This window comes from Nonomuraea basaltis (assembly GCF_005893125.1).
Lineage (GTDB): Bacteria > Actinomycetota > Actinomycetes > Streptosporangiales > Streptosporangiaceae > Nonomuraea > Nonomuraea basaltis.
This window is the reverse complement of sequence record NZ_VCJS01000004.1, coordinates 1-20,674: the sequence shown is the minus strand read 5'-3', so window position 1 is coordinate 20,674 and position 20,674 is coordinate 1. Positions and strand designations below refer to the sequence as shown.

The window sequence follows — 20,674 nt, the reverse complement described above, 5'->3', positions numbered from 1 at the left end:
ACACGATGAGCATGACCGTCGAGGACGTGATGACCCGGGAGGTCGTCTCCGTCGGCGCCGCCACCCCGTTCAAGGACATCGCCGCGGCACTCGTCGCCGGCGGGATCAGCGCCGTGCCGGTGCTCGACGACGACCGGCACGTCATCGGCATGGTTTCCGAGGCCGACCTGCTGTGCAAGGAGCAGTTCCGCGAGCAGTACTTCGGCGAGGGCTACAAGCTCTCGTCCAGGTCGTACGCGGCCTCCGGAGCGTAGGCGTGCACCGGCAACTGCCAGGCATGCACCACCCTCAGCGAGCTGCCGCGCAGCGTCGCCTGCTCAAAGGCGTAGGCCAGGCCCCGACGCCCGGAAACTGAGCCTGTCAGAACGGCGGGGCAGCCCTACAAGAGCTGCCCCGGTTTGCGTCTCACATGGTGGTGGCCTCACCGCCGCTCCGCGAGCTCCAGCTTGGCGATCTGCTCGGTATGGTCGTCGGCCGGGTCGCGCGGAATGCGCGTCCCGTCGTGTTGTGCATAGGTCATGTCCGCTCACCTCGCGTCGGATCAGGCGACGAGCACCTTGACGGCGGCCGTGATCTCGGCCAATGCCTTCTTGGCGTCGGCGAAGTACATCCCGGTCGTGGGGGCCGTGTACAGCTCGTTGTCGATGCCCGCATAGCCATGGCCCATGGAGCGCTTGATGACGATCACGCTCCTGGCCTTGTCGGCGTCGACGATGGGCATGCCGGACACGGCGGTCCCGGGGCGCCGGGCGGCCGGGTTGACCACGTCGTTGGCGCCCACGACGAGGGCGACATCGGTCTGCGGCATCGCGGCGTTGGCGTCCTCCATGTCGGCGAGTTGCTCGTACGGCACTCCCGCCTCGGCCAGCAGCACGTTCATGTGCCCGGGCATCCGTCCGGCGACCGGGTGGACGGCGTAGGACACCTCGGCGCCGCGGCTCTCCAGCAACTCGGCCAGCTCGCGCAGTTGGTGCTGGGCCTGCGCGGCCGCCAGGCCGTATCCGGGAATCACGACCACCTTGGAGGCGTAGGCGAGCTGGATGGCGGCGTCGTCGGCTGACAGCGTCCGGACCGAGCCCTGGCCAGGCACCTGATCGCCGGCGCTGTCACCGGTGCCGAAGCCGCCGGCGACGATGGCGCCGATGGGCCGGTTCATGGCCTCGGCCATCAGCTTGGTCAAGATGGCGCCGGAGGCGCCGACGAGCGCGCCCGCGGTGATGAGGACGCTGTTGCCGAGCGCGAATCCCGCCATCGCGACGGCGGTGCCGGTGAACGCGTTGAGTAACGAGATCACCACCGGCATGTCGGCCCCGCCGATCGGGGTCACCATGGTCACGCCGAAGCCGAGTGCGGCGACGGCCAGCGCGGCCAGCGCCACGACGCCGCCGTGCCCGGCGAGCAGCAGCCCCGAGGCCACCGCCATGGCCGCGGCCAGCAGCGCGGTGACGGCTCGGCCGCCGGGCAGGACGACCGGGCGGCCGGGTACCAGGCCGTGCAGCTTGCCGGAGGCGATCAGCGAGCCGGAGAAGGTCACGCCGCCGATCAGCACGTCCAGCACTACCGGCAGTGAGGCGCCGTGCTGTCCGAAATCGTGCACCCCGATCAGTGCCGCGGCGCCGCCGCCGACCGCGTTGAACAGACTGACGAGCTGTGGCATGGCCGTCATCGGGACACGCCTTGCCAGCATCAGCCCGGCACCGGAGCCGAGCGCCGCCCCAGCCAGCAGCGCGATCCACGCCCAGGGCCGCACCCCGCCCTCGTGGACGAGCATGGCTGCGGTGGCCGCCACGGCGACGGCCATCGCGCCACCCGACAGCAAGTTGCCGCGCCGGGCCGTGACCGGCGAGTTCATCAGGTGGAGTCCGAGCACGAAGCTGGTCGCGACGGCGAGGTACACCAGCCGGATCGCGATGTCGAAGGCGCTCATCGCCTGCCCTCCCGGGGCCTGAACATCTCCAGCATCCTGTCGGTGACCACGTAACCGCCGACGACGTTCATGGCGGCGAACGCGGATGTGACGAACACGAGCGTGTAGCCGAGGACGCCGTCCGCGGTGAGCGCGATGATCAGCGCTCCGGCGAGCACGATGCCGTGCACGGAGTTCGCGGCCGACATCAGCGGCGTGTGCAGGGTCGTCGGAACCCGCCCGATGACCTCGAAGCCGAGCAGCAGGCTCAGCACGAACACGGTCAGATCGGCGAGGAGTTGCGTGTTCACGCCATGCCCCCGGTGAAGATCACGGCGAACTGAATGGTGTCCTCCGGGTCGATGGCGGGCACGCCGTCGCGCAGCACGTGGGCCAGGAAGGCGCACACATTGTGGGAGTAGGCGAGCGAGGCGGCGGCGGGCATCGTCGCGGGCAGGTCGCCTGCGCCGATCACGGTCACGCCGTTCTCGGTCACCAGCCGCTCCCCTGGTCTGGAGATCTCCACGTTGCCGCCGAGCTCGCTCGCGGCCAGGTCCACGACCACCGAGCCGGGACGCATGTCCTTGACCGCGGCCTCGCTCACCAGCAGGGGCGGGCGGCGGCCGGGGACCTTGGCCGTCGTGATCACCACGTTGTGGTGAGCGACGGGCCCGGCCAGCCGGTCCCGCAGGGCCCGCTGCTCGGTCTCGGTGAGCGCGCGTGCGTACCCGCCCTCGCCCGTCCCCTCGCTCCCCAGATCCAGGACGGTGGCGCCGAGCGAGGCGATCTCCTGCCTGGCCTCGGGCCGGATGTCGTAACCGGTGACGATCGCGCCCAGGCGGCGGGCCGTGCCGATCGCCGACAGGCCCGCGACTCCTGCGCCGAGCACCAGCACCCGCGCGGGCGGCGCGGTTCCGGCCGCGGTCACGAGCAGCGGGAAGAAGTGCTCGTAGGCGTGGGCGGCGATAACGGCGGCACGGTATCCGGCGACGTTGTCCTGGGAGGTGAGGGCGTCCATCGGCTGGGCGGCGCTCAAAGTGCGCGGCACCCGGTCCAAGCTCGCGGCCATCACCCCCTTGGCGGCCAGTTCCTCCGTGTAGGAGGCGTCGGGGTCCAGCAGGCCGACCAGGAACTGACCGCGTCGCAGCCGGTCTGTGAGCGGGCGGTTCACGCAGGCGACGATCGCCGCCCTGGCGTACAGCTCTTCGGCTCCGACGAGTTGCGCGCCCGCCCGCCCGTATGCGCCGTCGGGGAACCACGCCGCGGCTCCCGCACCTGCCTCCACGAGCACGTCGAGGCCCGCAGCCCGCAAGCGCGGCACCGCGTCGGGCGTGATCGCGACACGTCGCTCCCCTGTGCTGGTCTCCTTGACGATCCCGATGCCGGGCATGCGTCACACTCCTTCCGCGAAAACGTCTCCCTTCGAGGGTCGGCCCCTCCATGGACAGGGATGAGGGCCGAAAGTCCTCCATGAGGGGACGTTCGTCCCTCCATGGGCGACTGCCGCGGGACTACACCGGAGGAATGGAGTACCAAATCCGTATCCACGGCAGGGGCGGCCAGGGCGTCGTGACCGCGGCCGAGCTGCTGTCGGTGGCCGCCTTCCTGGAGGGCCGGCACGCGCAGGCGTTCCCCACGTTCGGTTCCGAGCGCACGGGCGCGCCCGTGGTGTCGTTCTGCCGCATCTCTGACCGGCCGATCCGCTCGCGAGAGCCGATCACCGAACCGGACGCGCTGATCATCCAGGACGCCACGCTGCTGGGCCAGATCGACGTGCCGGCCGGACTGCGCCACATGCTGGTCAATTCCACCAAGGACGCACGGGAGCTCGGCGTGGCCGGCGTGACGATTCCGGCGTCCGCCATCGCGCTGCGGCACGTCGGACGGCCGGTGCCGAACGCGGCGCTGCTCGGCGGCTTCTGCGCCCTCACCGGGATGTTGTCTCTGGAATCGGTGCACGCCGCGATCCGCGCCACGTTCTCCGGCCCGGTGGCCGAGGCCAACATCGCCGCGGCCGACGAGGCCTACTCCGACCTGAGGGAGGCTGTCCGTGCTTAGGCAACTGGAGGGATCGCAGGCGGTGGCGGACTCCGTCGCCCTGTGCCGCCCGGAGGTGGTCTGTGCTTACCCGATCTCGCCGCAGACGCACATCGTCGAAGCGCTCAGCAGGCACGTGACGTCGGGGCGGCTGACGCCGTGCGAGTACGTCAACGTCGAGTCGGAGTTCGCCGCCCTGTCGGCGTGCATCGGCGCGTCGGCCGCCGGGGCCCGCGTCTATACCGCGACCGCGAGCCAGGGCCTGCTGTACATGGCCGAGGCACTCTACAACGCCTCCGGGCTCGGGCTGCCGATCGTGATGACGGTGGCCAACCGGGCGATCGGGGCGCCGATCAACATCTGGAACGACCACAGCGACTCGATGTCGCAGCGCGACTCTGGCTGGATCCAGCTGTACGCCGAAACCAATCAGGAGGCCGTGGACCTGCACGTGCAGGCGTACGCGCTGGCCGAGGAGCTGTCGTTGCCGGTGATGGTGTGCATGGACGGGTTCGTCCTGACACACGCCTTCGAGCGAGTCGATCTGCCGTCGCAGGAGCAGGTGGACGCGTTCCTGCCGCCGTACGAACCGCGCCAGGTGCTCGACCCGGATGACCCCGTCTCGATCGGCGCGATGGTCGGCCCTGAGGCGTTCACCGAGGTGCGCTACCTCGCCCATGCCCGGCACCTGCAGGCGCTGGAACGCATTCCGGCCGTGTCGGCGGCATTCGGCCGAGCATTCGACCGGAACTCCGGCGGGCTGGTCCGCGGTTACCGCACCCAGGACGCCGAGACGGTCGTGCTGGCCCTCGGGTCGGTGCTCGGCACGCTGAAGGACGTGGTGGACGAGATGCGCGAGTCCGGCGTGCGGATCGGTGTGGCAGGGCTGACGACATTCCGCCCGTTCCCCGTGAGCGCGGTCCGTGACGTTATCGGATCCGCTCGCAGAGTGGTGGTTCTGGAGCGGGCATTCTGCGTCGGGGTGGGCGGTATCGTCTCGGCCGACGTGCGGACAGCCCTGGCCGGCAACGGTTGCGAGGTCGCCACCGTGATCGCCGGGCTGGGAGGACGGCCGGTCACCAAGGCCTCGCTACGCCAGGCGCTCAGCGCAGACTTGGAACCCCTGACCTTCCTCGACCTCGACCACGACCTCGTCGCCAGAGAGCTGCGGCGAGCCGAAACCAGGCGCAGGTCGGGGCCGAGCGCCGAGAACATGCTGCGTGACCTCGCCGGAGGTGGCTGACATGCCCGCACAACGCACCAAGTACTACCAGGTCGGCAGCTTCGCCGTCGGCAACCGGCTGCTTCCGCCGGACCAGCGGGCCGTGCAGGCCGGGCTCGACCGGGGCAACTCGCTCACCTCCGGTCACCGCGCCTGCCGCGGCTGCGGCGAGGCGCTCGGCGCGCGCTACGCCATCGACGCGGCCATCAGCGCGACCGCCGGCCGGATGATCGCGGTGAACGCCACGGGGTGCCTGGAGGTGTTCTCCACGCCCTATCCCGAGACATCCTGGCAGGTGTCGTGGATCCACTCGCTGTTCGGCAACGCCCCCGCTGTGGCGACCGGCGTGGCGGCGGCGCTGAAGGTCAAGGGTCGTACCGACGTGCGGGTGGTCGGGCAGGGCGGCGACGGCGGCACGGTGGACATCGGCTTCGCCTGCCTGTCGGGCATGTTCGAGCGCGACGACGACGTGCTCTACATCTGCTACGACAACCAGGCGTACATGAACACCGGTGTGCAACGCTCCGGCGCGACACCGCCCGCCGCGCGCACGGCCACCACACCGGTTACCGGCCGCGTGCCGGGCAACGCGTTCGGGCAGGGCAAGAACGCGCCGCTGATCGCGATGGCGCACGAGATCCCGTACGTGGCCACCGCCACCGTCGCGGACCTGCGCGACCTGGAGTACAAGGTGCGACGGGCAATGGAGTTCCACGGCGCCCGCTACCTGCACGTCCTGGTGCCCTGCCCGCTCGGCTGGGTCACCGCGGCTTGCGACACGATCCGCGTGGCCCGGCTGGCCACCGAATCCGGCCTGTTCCCCGTCTTCGAGGCCGAGCACGGCGAGGTCACGGGCGTGACCAAGATCCGACGCCGCGTCCCGGTGGACGACTACCTCGAACTTCAGGGCAGGTACGCGCACCTCTTCGGCGATCCCCCGCGCACCGACGTGATCGCCAGGATCCAGGCATCGGCGGACCGCAACATCCGCCGCTTCGGGTTGGTGGACTGACATGAATGACAAACCATTCGCGATCACTCTCGGTGTCGGGTCGAGCCTGGCGAACAAAACGGGCGCGTGGCGAACCGAACGACCCGTGTACATGGACCGGTTGCCGCCCTGCAACAACGCCTGCCCCGCCGGGGAGAACATCCAGCGTTGGCTGAGCCTGGCCGAGGAGCCCTCCTACGAGGCGGCCTGGCGGCAGATCATGCAGGACAACCCGTTCCCCGCGATCATGGGCCGGGTCTGCTACCGGCCCTGTGAGAGCGCCTGCAACCGCGGCACGCTGGACGAGGCCGTCGGCATCAACTCCGTCGAGCGCTTCCTCGGCGACGAGGCGATCAAGCAGGGCTGGACGATGCCGGTCACCATCGAGCCGTCCGGCAAGCGCGTGCTCGTGATCGGCGCCGGGCCCGCCGGGCTGTCCGCCGCCTACCACCTGACCCTCCTCGGTCACTCGGTGACCGTCATGGACTCGGGCTCGGCCCCGGGCGGGATGATGCGCTTCGGTATCCCCCGCTACCGGCTGCCCCGCCACATCCTCGACGCCGAGATCGACCGCATCCTGGACATGGGCGTGACGCTGGAGCTCGACCGCACCGTGACCGACCTGCCGCAGGCGATACGCGGCTACAACGCCGCCTTCCTCGCCGTCGGCGCGCACATCGGCAAGCGCGCCTACATCCCGGCCGGCGACTCGGCCCGCATCCTCGACGCGGTCGCGGTCCTGCGCGGCATGGAGGACGCCGAGCCGCCGCTGCTGGGCCGCCGCGTCGTGGTCTACGGCGGCGGCAACACCGCCATGGACGCGGCCAGAACCGCCAAGCGCCTGGGCGCCGCCGACGCGATCGTCGTCTACCGCCGCACCCGCGACCGCATGCCCGCGCACGACAGCGAGGTCACCGAGGCCGTCGAGGAAGGAGTGCGCATGAAATGGCTCTCCACGATCTCCCACGCGGACGGCGGCGCCATCACCATCGAGAAGATGCGCCTCGACGAGACCGGCTTCCCCCAGCCCACCAGCGAATACGAGGAACTGGCCGCCGACTCCGTGGTGCTCGCGCTCGGCCAGGAAGCTGATCTATCGCTGCTGGCGGGATTGCCCGGAATCGAGGTCGAGCACGGCGTCGTCAAGGTCGCGCCGAACCTGATGACCGGCTGCCCCGGCGTGTTCGCCGGCGGCGACATGGTCCCCGCCGAGCGCACCGTCACGGTCGCCGTCGGGCACGGCAAGAAGGCGGCCAGGCACATCGACGCGTGGCTGCGCCGCTCCTCCAACGAGGCGGCGCCCCGGCACGAACTCGCCGACTTCGACCTGCTCAACACCTGGTACTACAGCGACGCCCCCGCCACCGTCCGATCGAAGCTCGACCTCGCACGCCGCACCACCACCTTCGACGAGGTCGAACACGGCCTCGACCAGGAGACGGCGCTGTACGAGGCGCGGCGCTGCCTGTCGTGCGGCAACTGCTTCGAATGCGACAACTGCTACGGCGTCTGTCCCGACAACGCCATTGTCAAGCTCGGTCCAGGACTGCGGTACGAGATCGATCTGGACTTCTGCAAGGGCTGCGGGCTGTGCGTGTCGGAATGCCCGGCAGGCGCGATCGAGATGGTCCCTGAGATCACCTGACAGCGACCTTGGTCCCTGAGGCCAGGACCGTCCGGCCCTGCTCTCGCCCACGCCTGCCGGACAGTCTTGAGGCGGGAGGACGCGCGATGTCCTCCGCGGGACACGAGGTACGCCACGAACGGGAGTTCCGCCATGCCTGAGGGATACGACGTACTGCTGCGCGACGGTGGCATCGCCCACGTCCGCCCGCTACGGTCGGAAGACCGCCAGGCACAGCACGAGCTGGTGGGGCGCTCGTCGGAACGCTCGGCCTACCTGCGCTTCTTCACCGGCGGCCGCAACACCGCGCACTCCTACATGGACCGCGTCACCGGCGTCATCCGGCTCGACAGCGTCCATGAGCTGATCGACACCGCCAAGCTGCTGGCCGCCCAGCCGGTCGCGCCGCCGATGAGTGGGGTGGTGACATCATGCCGGTCTCGCTGGACTGGCGAACTCACCCAAGACGTCCTCCCCGAGGAAGGTGTTTACCGCTTCCACATATTGGCGGGGTTTGAACATGTGGATCACGTGATTGGCGTGGATCTTCTTATACCGGCTGTGCGGTACGAGCTGCCTGATCCGGGCCGCGTCCTCGTCATCCATCGCGCCGATCAGGCCGTGGCCCGGCACACGCCGCCAGTCGCCGTGCAGCACCAACAGCGGGCACGACACGTGAGCGAGCGCGTCGGCGTGGTCGAGCCCCTCGTAGAACCGGCCGTCGACGAAGGCCCGCGCGAAGTCCGGGTCGTACATGGACAGGCACTTGAGCAGCAGACGGAGGTTGAGAGGGAAGTAACGGATGTCCACGGGCTCGCTGGGATGGCGTGTCTGGAACGTCTGGACGCGACGGGACAGAAAGGAGATGAACCAGTCCGGGACGCGTTTCTCCCGGGTTTCGGAGACCGGGAGCGTCAAGCCGCTGAAGTAGTCGGCGAGATCCCGGTGGTGGGGATCGCCGAGGGTTTCGGCGAGGTGTTTCAGCCCGCCGTACACGAAGCGGTCGCGGTCGCGGAAGCGGGGCATCTCCGCGGAGAACACCGGGGCGTCCTCAAGGATCGCCGCGGCGACCTGATCGGGGAGGTTGGCCGCACACCACAGGGCGATGAGCCCGCCGGAGGAATTGCCGGAGATGACGGCAGGGGAGCGTACGACCTTGGACAAGAAGGCCGTCATGTCCGCGCCGAGGTGTCGCCACGAGTATTCGCCCGGGGTCCAGCTCGACTTGCCGTGCCCGCGCACGTCGACCGCGTAGACCCGCAACCGCCGCGACAGCGGCACCAGCACCCGCTGGTAGCTCTCCCAGATCCCCATCTGCGCCGGCAGCAAGACCAGCGGAGGTCCGTTGTCCGGACCCACCACGTAATTGATCCGCACGGCCCCGGTATCGAACTGGTGTTCCCGAAAACCGGCGGCGCGGACAGCCCTGACATCGATCGTTCCGGATAAGCCCTCGTACGGGTTGCGGTACGGATATGTGCTCATGAGCGTCCCTTCTCCCTGCGGTGGGGATCGGCGCCCGGTGTCGGGTCTTCGGAGAGGTCGGACGACACAAGCTCGATGAGCTCACTCAGGGCGCCGGCCAGCGCAACACGGCCCTGCGTGCTCATGCGTCCCAGGATGGCCGCGAATCTGTCCGCCGACTGCTGGTCCACCATGGTCAGCATCTGTTCCGCCTCGTCGGTGAGCTCCAGCCGGATCCGCCGACGGTCGTCCTGATCGCTGACGCGGCGCAGCAGTCCGGCGCGGACCAGCCGGTTGGCCAGAGCGGACGTCGCCGCAAGCCGTCGTCCGAGGGTCTGGGCCAGCTCTGACACCGTGCAGCCGGTTCGCCGGCGGACGGCGAACAACACGCGCAGCTGCGGCAGCGTGAGGTCGAGGTCCAGCCACGCGTCCGAACGCTGCAGGGCCAGCATCCGCAGCCGAGACGCGAGCCGCTCGACGTCGCGATCTCCATCAGATGTACTTGCTATGATGTGAATATTCTACATCACGTTGACTATCTCGCGCCGTTGCCTGATCCGCGATTTCGAGGCCCTGTTGCTCGATCAGAAGCGTGATCCAAATTGGCGTCGCCGATGGTGAAGCGATGAACTCGCCCTCGGTCCACCGCGCCGTCCCCGGCCACCAGCCGCCCCGTATGCCCGCGGGCAGCGTGAACCCGTCGAACGTCGTCTCGCCCTCGCGCTCGATGCCGCAACGGCGTGCCGGGCGCGATCGTGCGCAAGATCCAGCGCCGCGCCGGTTCGGGCAGCAGGTCGGCGGCGGCCGGTTCGAAGAGGGACGCGGCCGCGGTCTGCCGTTGCAACAGGTCCCAGTCGTGCCGTGCCTGTTCTGTGAGGTACGGCGGGGCGAGGATGACCGGTCATGCCCGCCTCCCCAGTGCGGGTACCACCGCTACCGGGCACCGCGCCCGATGCAGCACCCCGTGGCTGACCGAGCCGAGCACCATCCCCGTGAACCCGCCCAGCCCACGCGTGCCCACCACCACGAGATCGGCGCCTTTCGACGCCTGGACCAACGCGGGAACCGGGTGCCCGTCGACGATCGACTCGATCACCTCGGTGTCCGGATATTTCTCCCGCCAGGGCGTCAGCCGCGGTCCCAGTTCGGCCACCTCTCCGGCAGGTGACGGCCCGTACCCGGCGGGGTGCGGAGCACGGACGGGATACCGGCGGGCGTGGAGAACACGAACCCGGGCTCGGCGGGCGGCCGCCTGCTCCATGGCATACTCCAGCGCCAGATCTGCATGTGAGGAGCCGTCGTGGCCGACCACGATCTCTCCGTTGCCCTCATGCAGGGGCCTCCTGACGACGACCAGCGGGCAGCCCGCGTGCCCGGCGAGGCCGAGCCCGACCGAGCCGATCACCAGCCCGGCGAACCCGCCCAGTCCCCTGCTGCCTATCACCAAGGTGTCGGCCGTTTCGGACTCGGTCTTGAGCCGCTCCATCACGGCACCGGTGACCAGGGCGGTCGAGACTTGTACCCCTGGCGCGAGAGCGCGGGCCCGCTCGGCGGCACCGGCCAGCAGCCCCTGGACCCGCTCGGTCAGGGTCTCCTGGTCGCCGGACGCGGTGAGCGGGTGCTCGGCCAGCCAAGGCACGCGCACGTGGACGATCCGCAGCGGCAGGCGCCGGCGCACGGCGTCCCCGGCCGCCCAGACCAGCGCGGACCTCGCGGCCTGCGACCCGTCGATCCCCACGACGATCGTTCTGTTCATCATCAACCTCCTCGGGAGGACGCCGAGCCGGGCAGGCGCCCCGCCCGCTCTCGGCCGGGCGTCAGCGCTCGACGGCGATCCGGCGGCCTTGCGCCTTCTTTCCTTCGGCCGGCCCCACGCTGACCTCCAGGACACCGTCCTTGTAGACGGCCTTGACGTCGTCGGTCTTGGCCGTCGCGGGCAGCGTCACCGAGCGGGAGAACGATCCGCAGGCGAACTCGGAGCGGTGCGGCTCGGTGGTCTTCCGGGTCTTCTCCGCCCGGACGTGCAGCACACCACCGTCCACGGTGACCTCGACGTCCTTGTCGGGGTCGATCCCGGGCAACTCGGTACGCAGGACGTACCGGCCCTCGGCGATGTAGTCCTCAACCCTGAGGATCTGGCCGAACGGCCGGAACCCGAACATCGGGTACTCCGCCACTCGAACAGCTCCGTGAAGGGGAACCTCATGTCATCGCAGCCTCCCTTTCCGTGGTCCCGATTCCCACACCTCCAGCACACACCCGACCGGCCCGCGCCCACAGAGGACGAAGTCCCTCATGACCAGGGACCATCGGCCTGTGCGGCGGCGAGAGGACGGCGGGGATAGAGAGGTATGAGAATTTCCGTCCTCGACGACGTGCTCGCGGAAATGATCATGACGGCCGAAGGCGTCCGCACCACCCGGTGGCGGTGGGGCTGGGCGACCGGCACACGCTGGAGCTGCCGATCTGCCGCACCATCCACCAGGTGCTCACCGGCGAGATCACCGCCCGCGACGCCTACGCGGGCCTGCGCCATTCGCCGGCCGGCACGGGCTGCTCACCACGGTGAGCGCGTCTCCGTCCCGCTTGTCCTGCCCGGCTCGCCGTCTTGGTGGCGGGGGTTGTGACTGCCGGCCGCCGCCACCGATCGGTTCCCGGGAGGGAGGGCGCCTCAGGGATGGGGATCTCTGTCGCGCCTCGGCGGGTGTCTTCTTCCAGGATCGTGGAGCGGGTCGAGTGCGGGTAGGGCCGGAGGTCCCTGGTTCATCGGGACTTTCGGCGAACCCGGCGGGCCAGGTCGCACAGCGGCGGGGTCGGGATCTCCGCGCCGAGCACCACGGCCCAGCCCATGGTGACTTAGGTCACACACGGAACGGGGCGTCAGCCGACGAGCACTTTGACGGCCGCGGTGATCTCGGTCAGGGCCTTCTTGGCTGCGAGGTAGACCAGCCGGATCACGAGGTCGAAGGTGCTCATCTCACTTCTCCCTGCCGGCTTAAATGCGCGCGTTCACCACCAGGGAAAATGGGCATGCCAGCCCTTATGGACCATCCCGTTGACGCATTTCGGGCTCTCGCCGATCGGCGCGGCCGGCCAGGCGTGCGATTGATGCAGGCCCTGGCCCAGGCAGCGTCCGAGACCGTCAACGGGCCGCAGGCGTTTGCGCCAGAGGTCGCGCGAGGGTTCGGGCTGCCCGCAGCGGCCGGGCTCGGCCCGGCGAGCTTCTTCGCCGACCTGGCGGCCGGGCATGGGCGCCGCCACGTTCGGGTGTGTGTCGCCACCGCATGTTTCGCGGCGCGGGGCAACCGGCACCTGCCAGAGATCGAGCAGGTTCTGGGCCTGAACCGTAGCGAGCCCACGGCCGAGGCGTCCGTGCAGACGGTCCGGTGTCTGGGGTACTGCTACGCGGGGCCCTCCTGCCTGGACGGTGAAGTGCCCTGCACCGGCCCGTCGATCGCCGAGCAGGTCTCTGGCGAGAGGCAGCCGTACGCGCCGCCGATCCCTGTGGCGGACACCACTGGTGAGCCGGTCGTCCTCGCCGGAGTCGTCGCCGGTCACGCAGCCTGGCGGTCCTGGGTGGAGACCGTGGGCCGACGCACGCCCGAGCAGGTCGCCTCGAAGGTGGCCGCCTCCGGGCTGCGCGGGCGGGGTGGAGCCGGGTTCCTGGTGGCCGCCAAATGGGCGGCGGCGCGACCTTCGCCGGACACCGTGGTGATCGCCAACGGCGACGAGGGCGATCCCGGCTCCTACGCCGATCGGCTGCTGATGGAGGAGGATCCCGGGCGCGTGCTCGAAGGGCTGGCGCTGGCGTGCCTGGCCTGCGGGGCGCGCCGTGGCGTGGTGCTGGTGCGTTCGGAGTATCCACGCGCGCTGGCCCGGATGCGCGCGGCCGTGGCGCAGGCGTACGAGGACGGGCATCTGGGCCCCCGCGTGCACGGCAGCGACATGGATCTCGACGTCGAGGTGGTGAGCGGCGCGGGGTCCTATCTGTCGGGCGAGGAGACGGCGCTCATCGCGGGGCTGGAAGGCGGCCGGGGCTGCGCGCGGGCACGCCCACCGTACCCGACCAGCAGCGGCCTGTGGGACGCCCCGACCGTCGTCAACAATGTCGAGACCCTCGCGGCCATCCCCTGGATCGTCCGGCATGGCAGCGACGCCTACACCCGCCGCGGGACGCCGGGTGAGACGGGCACCAAGCTGGTCTGCCTGTCCGAGCGCTTCGCCCGCCCCGGCTGCTACGAGGTCGAGCTCGGCACGCCGCTGCGCTGGATCGTCAACGAGCTGGGCGGCGGCCTGCGCGACGGCGCCCAGCTCGCCGTGTTGCAGGTGGGCGGGCCGCTGGGCGGGTTCCTGGCCGAGCACGAGCTGGACATGCCGCTGAGCGAGGCCGCACTGAGCCGGCACGGCGCGGCGCTCGGCCACGCGGGACTGGTCGCCATCGACCATCGGCCGGCGCCGCAGGACGTGCTGCGGCACCTGTGGATGTTCGCCGCCGCCGAGAGCTGCGGCGCCTGCTCACCCTGCCGGGTCGGCTCACGCCGCGGGCTGGAACTGGCCAGAGCGGGCGATCCGCCTGGGGAGGCGTACGGCCGCATGCTCGAGGTGATGAGCCAGGCCAGCCTGTGCGCGTTCGGCCGCCGGGTACCAGCGGCCGTGCGAAGCCTGGCCCGCGCCTACGGAGACCGGCTGCGGGGGTGGGACGCGTGAGGGTGATCGTGGACGGTGCCGACGTCACCGTGCCCGAGGAGGCCACGGTGTTGTCCTCGGTCCGCGCGGCGGGCGCCGAGCTCCCCACGCTCTGCCACGACGACCGCATGTCGCCCGTGGGCTCCTGCCGAACCTGCCTAGCGCGGCTGGACGGGCACGTAGTCGCCGCCTGCGTGACCCCGGTCACGGACGGCGCCCAGGTACAGGTCGAGCAGGAGGACCTGAGCCGGCTGCGCCGCGACGCCGTGGAACTGATCGTCTCCGCGCTTCCCGGCCACGCCCTGGAGGGCGACACCGAACTGGCCCTGCTATGCCGCAGCCTCGGCATCGGCCCAGCAGCCGCCGAACCGGAGCGCGGCCGCGACGACAGCCACCCCTACGTCCGGCTGGATCGCGACCTGTGCATCGCCTGCGGCCGATGCGTACGCATGTGCGCCGACGTCCAGGGCACCTTCGCGCTCACCCTGACCGGACGCGGCAGCCACACCGTGGTCGCGCCGGGAACCGGTGGCCCCTGGGCCGAATCCGACTGCGTCGCCTGCGGCGGCTGCGTGGACACCTGCCCCACCGGCGCCCTCACCGAGCCCGGCCTGCCGCCCGGCACCCACCTGTCTGCGTTCACCCGTACCCGTACCACCTGCGGCTACTGCGGCGTCGGCTGCACTCTGGACGTGCTGACCCGCGACGGCAAGATCGCCGCGGTCACGCCCGCCCGCGACGGCCCGGTCAACCGCGGGCACGCCTGCGTCAAAGGCCGCTTCGCCCACGGATTCCTGCGCTCACCCGAACGGCTCACCCGGCCGCTGCTACGCCGCGGCTCCCTGCTGGAGCCGGTGGACTGGCCCGAAGCGCTCGACCACATCGCTCGCGGACTGCGGGCGGCGATCGACCAGGCGGGCCCGGACGCCGTGGCGGCGATCTCCTCCGCCCGGGCCACCAACGAGGAGAACTACCTCATCCAGAAGTTCATGCGCACCGTCATCGGCACCAACAACGTCGACAACTGCTCGCGCCTGTGCCACTCCCCCTCCGCCGCCGGACTGACCGCCGCGTTCGGCCTGTCCGGCGGCACCGACAGCTTCGACGACGTGGAGCAGGCCGACAGCCTGCTGGTGGTGGGTGCCAACCCGATAGAGGCGCACCCGGTCGTCGGCGCCCGGCTGCTGCAACACGTGCTGCGCGGCACGCGGCTGGTGGTCGCCGACCCGCGAACCGTCGGCCTGGCCGAGCACGCGAACGTGCACCTGCGACCCCGTCCTGGCACCAACGTCGCCCTGTTCAACGGGCTCGCCCACATCCTGCTCGCCGAGGACCTCACCGACCAGGAGTTCCTGCGCCACCGGGCCACCGGCTTGGAAGAACTCACTGCACTCCTCGACGACTACCCGCCCGAGCGCGTGTCGGCCATCACCGGCGTTCCCGCGCCCGACCTCGTGGCCGCCGCGCGCTTGTACGGCCGGGCCGAGCGGCCCGCGATCGTCTACGGGCTCGGCGTGACCGAGCACCTGCACGGCACCGACGGTGTGCGCACGCTGGCCAACCTCGCGATCCTGCGCGGCGCGGTCGGCACCGGCCGCGGCTACGGCGTGAACCCGCTACGCGGCCAGAACAACGTGCAAGGCGCCTCCGACATGGGCGCCCTACCCGACCTCCTCCCCGGCTACGCCAAGGTCGGCGATCCGGCCGCCCGGGCGAGGGCCGAGCGGGCTTGGGGCGTCCCGGTACCGCGCCGCGACGGCCTGCGCATCCCCCAGATGTTCGCAGCCGCGCGAGCCGGCGACCTGCGCGCGCTGTGGATCGTCGGAGAGGACGTCTGCGCCACCGACCCGGACACCAACCGGGTCGTCGAAGCACTGGAAACCTGCCCCCTGGTCATCAGCCAAGAGTTGTTCCTCTCCGAGACCGCCCGCCACGCCGACGTAGTGCTGCCCGCCGCGTCCTGGCTGGAAAAGGACGGCACCTTCGTCAACTTCGACCGCCGCTTCCAGCGGATATGTCCCGCTCTCTCCCCGCCCGGGCAGGCGCGCACTGACTTCGCCATCGTCCACGCCCTCGCCGCCGCGCTCGGAGCCGACCTGGGCTGCCCCACTCCGGCCGCCGCCCTCGCCGAATGCGGTCAGGTCGCGCCCGCCTTCGGCGGCATCTCCCACCAGCGGCTCGACCGGGAAGGCGCTCTCGCCTGGCCCTGCCCCGATCCCGAACACCCCGGGACACCCAAGCTCTACCTCGACCGGTTCGCCACCGCCGACGGCTTGGCCCACCTCGCCGCCTGCCTCTACCTCCCGCCGGGTGAAAGCCCCGACGACGACTACCCTCTCATCCTGATCACCGGCCGCCGGTGGGCGCACTACAACTCCGGCAACATGACCAGGCGCACGGACAACATCCGGCTGGCTCCCACCGATCAGATCGACGTCAATCCCGCCGACGCCGCCCGCCACGCCGTACGCGACGGCGACCCGGTCACCGTGGAAAGCCGCCACGGACGCGCGGCGCTGATCGCCCGCATCACCGGCGACACGGCACCCGGCCAGCTCTTCTGCGCCTTCCACTTCCCCGCCAACCGGGTGAACGCCCTCACCTCCGGCCACACGGACACAGTCACGTCGTGCCCGGAGTACAAGGTCACCGCCGTACGGCTGTCACCCGGCCGACCGGCTTAGCCGACCGCGAATCTGGCCGACGGCCCGAGGTGTCGTCGGGGCCTGGCTTCAGAGCCGCGTGGCAGGCTGGCCACCTCGGCGGCGTTGGGGGTTCACCGGGCGGATCGGCCCGGGAAGCCGCCGCCGATCAGATTGCGCAGCACGCGGTGCCCGGTGCCGAGCGGGTTGCGGCCGGCACCGATCACGGCCACGGACCGGGGCGCCAGCACGTGCTCGAGCGCGGCCCGGCCCGGCCTCCTCGTCGTGCCGAGCGCCTGCGAAACGTCCTGGTTGTTGATGCCGGGCATGCTGGACTCCCATCCGATTCCTGTGGAAGGGGACGAGTGGCGTTCGTGGCGCCGCCGTCCCCATCACCACATTGCCTGGTGCGGCCCGTCATCAGGCAGAGACGGACGGCCTGAAAGATCAGTGCCGAAGGTCCCGGCCGCTGCTCAGGACCGGTCCCAGACCACGGGGAGGTCGAACCGGTCGTACCGTTCCCAGACGAGGTCCTCGCGGACGCCGACGACACCGCCGAGCCCTTTGGCCATACGCACGGCCGCCGCCGCCTCGCTGCGGGTGGCGGTATATCCGGACAGCGTCACGATGCCGTTGTTCACCTGGACGGCGATCCCGGTCCGGTCATTCCACCGGGACTGCTCCGGGATGGCCTGCTCGACCCAGCGCTTCAGCTCGGCGTCGTCGCGCACGTACGCCTTGAGCAGGTCGCGCCTGCTGACGATGCCGATCAGATGCCTGTCGTCGTCCACGACAACCAGGCGTTTGACGCCGCGCTCGTCCATGAGCTGGGCTGCCGTCACGGTGGACACGTCCGGCCCGACCGTCACCGCCGGCGCCGACATCACCTCACCCGCCGTGGCGCCCATGACCTTGTCACCGCCGTCCTCGTCGCGCCCGGCCAGCCGCCGGCGCAGCCGGGCTCGCAGCCGCGGCCGGTAGCCTTCCCCGTAGTACTGCTCGCGGAACTCCTCCTTGCGCAGCAGGTCCGCCTCGGACACCACGCCGGCGACCCGGCCGTCGGCGTCCAGCACGGGCACGGCGCTGACCCCGCGCCGCACGAGCAACTCGGCGACGTCCTTGAACGGCGTGCCCGCCGCCACCGAGGCGACATGCGTGGTCATGACGTCCCTCACGATGATTCGCACCATGGGATCCTCCTCTTCTCCCTGCCATCGCACCGCCTCGCCTGGTCTGGCCTGTAGGGACGGAAGTCCCCCTGGCCGCGGCATTGGTCAGGGCCTTTCCGTTGAGTGCGGCGCGCCGGCGAACGGGTGACGGATGGCTGGTCCGTACGGGACCTTCGACTCTGATCCGGGCGCTGGCCCGTCGGGGAGGGTGGGGACACGACCAAAGGAGAGAAGAGCCATGCGCGCTGCCGTCGTCACCGGTTTCGACAAGCCCGTCGAACTGCAGGAGGTGCCCGTTCCCGAGCCGGGACCGTCCCAGGTCCTGGTCCGCATCGAGGCCAGTGGCCTGTGCCACACCGACATCCACGCCGCCCACGGCGACTGGCCGGTCAAGCCGGGCCTACCGTTCATCCCGGGCCACGAGGGCGTCGGCATCATCGAGAAGATCGGCTCCGCCGTGACCGGCCGGAAGGTCGGCGAGCGCGTGGCCCTCCCCTGGCTCGGCCACGCCTGCGGCACCTGCGAATACTGCGTCAGCGGCCGCGAGACCCTGTGCGAGTCCCAGCAGAACACCGGCTACGCGCTCAACGGCGGCCACGCCGACTACGCCGTCGCCCACGCCGCCTACGTCGTCCCCGTGCCCGAAGGGGTCCCATCGGCTGAAGCGGCGCCGCTGACCTGCGCCGGTGTCACCACGTACAAGGCCGTCAAGGTCTCCGGCCTGTGCCCGGCCGAACGTGCCGCGATCTTCGGCATCGGCGGGCTCGGCCACCTGGCGCTACAGTACGCGCAGATCTTCGGCGGTCAGACCATCGCCGTCGACGTCACCGAAGACAAGCTCGACCTGGCCGAACGCCTGGGCGCCGCCCACACGGTCAACGCCGCCACCACCGACCCGGTCGCCGAGATCCAGGCGCTCGGCGGGGCGGACGTGGCCATCGTGCTGGCCGCCAGCCCCCGCGTGCTGGAGCAGGCCCACGCCTCCCTACGGCGCGGCGGCCGTCTGGTGCTGGTCTCCCTGCCCAAGGACAACGCCATGAGCCTGCCCATCTTCCAGACCGTGCTCGGCGGCATCAGCGTCATCGGCTCCATCGTCGGCACTCGTGCCGACCTGGCCGAAGTGTTCCAGCTACACGCGCAGGGACGCACCAAGGTCATCTACCAGACGCGCAAGCTCGAGGAGATCAACCAGTCCTTCGACGACGTCCTGGCCGGCACCGTGCCCGCCCGCCTCGTCTTCGAACTGTGACCGCCTCCAGAAGGACGCGACCATGTGCAACTACTGCGGATGCCGGGAGTTCCCGCTGATCGGCCGCCTGTCCCAGGAGCACTGGGACATCGCCGAGTGCGCGGGAGCACTGCGCCGAGCCATCGGCGAGGGCCGGCACGGCGACGCCGCGGACCTACTCGACGAGCTGCTCGCCCGGCTGGTCCCGCACACCGCCGCCGAGGAGAGCGGGCTTTTCGCCGAACTCCGCGCCGACGGGCCGCTGGCCGACGAGGTGGAGCGGCTCTGCGCCGAGCACGCCGGCATCCACAGCGTGCTCGAAGCGATCGACCCGGCCGCGCCCGACTGGCCCGCCGTGCTGGCGGCCCTGGACCGGCTGCACCAGCACATCGACCACGAGGAACACGGGTTGTTCCCCGCCGCCGTCATCATGCTGCCGCTCGCCGCCTGGGACCGCATCACGCCCGGCCAGTCCCCGGCGACGACCGGATAGCCGGCACGTGCCGAACGGCCCAGGAGGTCGGGTCCTAGTCTTAAGTCCTGGTCCGACCCGCCATTTGCCACGTCGTTGCCCCATCCGAGGGTCAGCTTTCTGACACCACCGCCACCGGGCAGGGCGCGTGCTGGAGAAGGTAGTTCGCGGGGCCGAGGCGGGTGGCGCGCGTGCGGCCGATGACCATCAGAGTGGCGCGATCGACCGCGTCGCCCGCCTGGGTCCGAACCTCAGGATGGCGGGTCACCCACTCGGTCAAGTCGGCCGTGGAGGCGAGGGGAAGCTGGCGCAGGGCGGCCTCGCCGAACGCGAACTCCAGCACGGCCGGGTCCGGCTCCTTGCCGGCGACGACGATCGGCCCGGGGTCGGTGGGTGCGGGCAGTGGTCCTGGGCCCCGTACGACGATCACGGGGCAGTCGGCGTGGGCGGCGACGTATCCGGCGACCGCCCGGGGCGGCGCGCTGAGGCCGCGGTGGGGGCAGTTTCGCGTCGGGCTGCCCTGCGTGCTCAAAGCCGTGGGCCCGGTGCAAAGAGCGATGTCGGCGGTGTCCTGCTCAACCTGCGGTCACACGATGAAGTGGGGCAGGCCTACCGCGGGATGTCGGCGCGGATCGGCCAGGAAATGACGGGCGCAGTCGTTCAGCGCATGCTGCCTGCGGGCGTGGAGATCATCGTCGGCGGGTCAACTACCCGGCGTTCGGGCCGCTCATCATGGTGGGCATGGGGCGGGGTGACGGCGGACCTACCGGCCGACCGCGCCTTCCGCGTGCCGCCCGTCACCGATGCCACCGACATGATCGGCGAGCTGCACTGTGCCCCGCTGCTGCGCGGCTACCGTGGCTCCCGCCCGTGGACGTCCAGAGCCTGGCCGAGCAGGTCACGCGGATCGGCAGGCCTGCTGGAAGACCTGCCGCAGGTGGCCGAACTGGACCTCAACCCCGTCATCGTCACCCCGGACGGCGCGACCACGGTGGACGCGCGAATCAGGGTGGCGCCGTGCGAGCCGCCGCCCTCGCCACTGCTGCGGAGGCTGCGCTGACCAAGGGCTGACCAACGACCGTCCTGCTCGGGACTTCCGTCCCTTCTTCCCGGATCGTTCGGGAGATGTGATGAAAGCGACCACCAAGGAGGTAGGCATGCGTATGACCGTCGCGGACGTGATGACGGACAAGGTCGTCTCCGTCACCGCCGCCACCCCATTCAAAGACATCG

At 70.6% G+C, this 20,674-nt stretch carries 21 protein-coding genes; 11 read left to right on the top strand and 10 right to left on the bottom strand.

The window, feature by feature from the left end; translation table 11 throughout:
* Positions 1-5: 5 nt before the first annotated feature.
* Positions 6-254 carry a CBS domain-containing protein gene (locus EJK15_RS02475; protein ID WP_240776721.1) on the top strand — a complete coding sequence of 83 codons (249 nt, stop codon included), beginning with the start codon at positions 6-8 and terminating at the stop codon, positions 252-254.
* A 287-nt stretch (positions 255-541) separates the two neighbouring features.
* Here EJK15_RS02475 and EJK15_RS02465 read toward each other — a convergent pair whose 3' ends face one another.
* From EJK15_RS02465 to EJK15_RS02455, 3 genes are read right to left on the bottom strand one after another with little or no spacing between them, the layout of a single operon-like run.
* The gene (locus tag EJK15_RS02465) at positions 542-1,927 is read right to left on the bottom strand and encodes an NAD(P)(+) transhydrogenase (Re/Si-specific) subunit beta (RefSeq protein ID WP_138708704.1); all 1,386 of its coding nucleotides are present in this window, start codon (positions 1,925-1,927) and stop codon (positions 542-544) included.
* Complete coding sequence (locus EJK15_RS02460; RefSeq protein ID WP_138708703.1) at positions 1,924-2,217, bottom strand: NAD(P) transhydrogenase subunit alpha part 2; 294 nt, start codon at positions 2,215-2,217, stop codon at positions 1,924-1,926. Before EJK15_RS02460 ends, EJK15_RS02465 begins: the two co-directional genes overlap by 4 nt.
* A complete protein-coding gene (locus tag EJK15_RS02455; protein ID WP_138708702.1) occupies positions 2,214-3,296 on the bottom strand; it encodes an NAD(P) transhydrogenase subunit alpha in 1,083 nt (360 codons plus the stop codon). Before EJK15_RS02455 ends, EJK15_RS02460 begins: the two co-directional genes overlap by 4 nt.
* Positions 3,297-3,430: 134 nt before the next feature.
* Between EJK15_RS02455 and EJK15_RS02450 the strand changes: the two genes are divergently transcribed.
* The 4 genes from EJK15_RS02450 to EJK15_RS02435 are packed head-to-tail and all read left to right on the top strand — an operon-like array spanning position 3,431 to position 7,801.
* Positions 3,431-3,964, top strand: coding sequence for a 2-oxoacid:acceptor oxidoreductase family protein (locus EJK15_RS02450; protein ID WP_138708701.1), 534 nt, complete (start codon positions 3,431-3,433; stop codon positions 3,962-3,964).
* Entirely contained in the window at positions 3,957-5,186 is a 1,230-nt protein-coding gene (gene porA, locus EJK15_RS02445) for a pyruvate ferredoxin oxidoreductase (RefSeq protein ID WP_138708700.1), read from the top strand. The genes EJK15_RS02450 and porA overlap by 8 nt, the downstream gene beginning before the upstream one ends.
* A gap of 1 nt (position 5,187) precedes the next feature.
* Positions 5,188-6,177 carry a thiamine pyrophosphate-dependent enzyme gene (locus EJK15_RS02440; RefSeq protein WP_138708699.1) on the top strand — a complete coding sequence of 330 codons (990 nt, stop codon included), beginning with the start codon at positions 5,188-5,190 and terminating at the stop codon, positions 6,175-6,177.
* A gap of 1 nt (position 6,178) precedes the next feature.
* Positions 6,179-7,801: an NAD(P)-binding protein gene (locus EJK15_RS02435; protein ID WP_138708698.1), complete on the top strand. Its 1,623-nt coding sequence runs from the start codon at positions 6,179-6,181 to the stop codon at positions 7,799-7,801.
* Positions 7,802-8,209: 408 nt separating this feature from the next.
* On the opposite strand, the gene EJK15_RS02430 is transcribed toward EJK15_RS02435, so the two are convergent.
* The 4 genes from EJK15_RS02430 to EJK15_RS02415 form a co-directional block, all read right to left on the bottom strand.
* A complete protein-coding gene (locus tag EJK15_RS02430) occupies positions 8,210-9,265 on the bottom strand; it encodes an alpha/beta fold hydrolase (protein ID WP_138708697.1) in 1,056 nt (351 codons plus the stop codon).
* Positions 9,262-9,696, bottom strand: a complete 435-nt coding sequence (locus tag EJK15_RS02425; RefSeq protein WP_138708696.1) for a MarR family winged helix-turn-helix transcriptional regulator — start codon at positions 9,694-9,696, stop codon at positions 9,262-9,264. The genes EJK15_RS02430 and EJK15_RS02425 overlap by 4 nt, the downstream gene beginning before the upstream one ends.
* 449 nt (positions 9,697-10,145) lie before the next feature.
* Positions 10,146-11,003: a universal stress protein gene (locus tag EJK15_RS02420; RefSeq protein ID WP_338089839.1), complete on the bottom strand. Its 858-nt coding sequence runs from the start codon at positions 11,001-11,003 to the stop codon at positions 10,146-10,148.
* Positions 11,004-11,061: 58 nt separating this feature from the next.
* Positions 11,062-11,421 (bottom strand): Hsp20/alpha crystallin family protein, encoded by a 360-nt coding sequence (locus EJK15_RS02415; RefSeq protein ID WP_206060615.1) that lies wholly within the window; start codon positions 11,419-11,421, stop codon positions 11,062-11,064.
* A gap of 245 nt (positions 11,422-11,666) precedes the next feature.
* Here EJK15_RS02415 and EJK15_RS70020 point away from each other — a divergent pair, with 245 nt between their 5' ends.
* From EJK15_RS70020 to fdhF, 3 genes are all read left to right on the top strand, one after another.
* Positions 11,667-11,813, top strand: coding sequence for a hypothetical protein (locus tag EJK15_RS70020; protein WP_171074063.1), 147 nt, complete (start codon positions 11,667-11,669; stop codon positions 11,811-11,813).
* 539 nt (positions 11,814-12,352) lie between these two features.
* Positions 12,353-13,951: an NADH-ubiquinone oxidoreductase-F iron-sulfur binding region domain-containing protein gene (locus tag EJK15_RS02410; RefSeq protein WP_206060614.1), complete on the top strand. Its 1,599-nt coding sequence runs from the start codon at positions 12,353-12,355 to the stop codon at positions 13,949-13,951.
* A complete protein-coding gene (gene fdhF / locus EJK15_RS02405) occupies positions 13,948-16,614 on the top strand; it encodes a formate dehydrogenase subunit alpha (protein WP_276615349.1) in 2,667 nt (888 codons plus the stop codon). The genes EJK15_RS02410 and fdhF overlap by 4 nt, the downstream gene beginning before the upstream one ends.
* Before the next feature lie 92 nt (positions 16,615-16,706).
* On the opposite strand, the gene EJK15_RS02400 is transcribed toward fdhF, so the two are convergent.
* Together EJK15_RS02400 and EJK15_RS02395 are read right to left on the bottom strand one after the other, a co-directional pair.
* Entirely contained in the window at positions 16,707-16,901 is a 195-nt protein-coding gene (locus tag EJK15_RS02400; RefSeq protein ID WP_138708693.1) for a hypothetical protein, read from the bottom strand.
* Between the two features lie 144 nt (positions 16,902-17,045).
* A complete protein-coding gene (locus EJK15_RS02395; RefSeq protein ID WP_138708692.1) occupies positions 17,046-17,762 on the bottom strand; it encodes a CBS domain-containing protein in 717 nt (238 codons plus the stop codon).
* Positions 17,763-17,979: 217 nt separating this feature from the next.
* Here EJK15_RS02395 and adhP point away from each other — a divergent pair, with 217 nt between their 5' ends.
* Positions 17,980-18,990 carry an alcohol dehydrogenase AdhP gene (gene adhP / locus EJK15_RS02390; protein WP_138708691.1) on the top strand — a complete coding sequence of 337 codons (1,011 nt, stop codon included), beginning with the start codon at positions 17,980-17,982 and terminating at the stop codon, positions 18,988-18,990.
* Positions 18,991-19,012: 22 nt separating this feature from the next.
* On the top strand, positions 19,013-19,462 hold the full coding sequence (locus tag EJK15_RS02385; protein WP_138708690.1) for a hemerythrin domain-containing protein: 450 nt from the start codon (positions 19,013-19,015) through the stop codon (positions 19,460-19,462).
* Positions 19,463-19,553: 91 nt separating this feature from the next.
* Here EJK15_RS02385 and EJK15_RS70015 read toward each other — a convergent pair whose 3' ends face one another.
* Positions 19,554-19,973: an adenine nucleotide alpha hydrolase family protein gene (locus EJK15_RS70015; RefSeq protein ID WP_171074058.1), complete on the bottom strand. Its 420-nt coding sequence runs from the start codon at positions 19,971-19,973 to the stop codon at positions 19,554-19,556.
* Between EJK15_RS70015 and EJK15_RS02380 the strand changes: the two genes are divergently transcribed.
* Positions 19,884-20,501 carry an acetate--CoA ligase family protein gene (locus EJK15_RS02380; RefSeq protein ID WP_171074062.1) on the top strand — a complete coding sequence of 206 codons (618 nt, stop codon included), beginning with the start codon at positions 19,884-19,886 and terminating at the stop codon, positions 20,499-20,501. The two genes, EJK15_RS70015 and EJK15_RS02380, sit on opposite strands and share 90 nt — an antisense overlap.
* Positions 20,502-20,674: the final 173 nt, after the last annotated feature.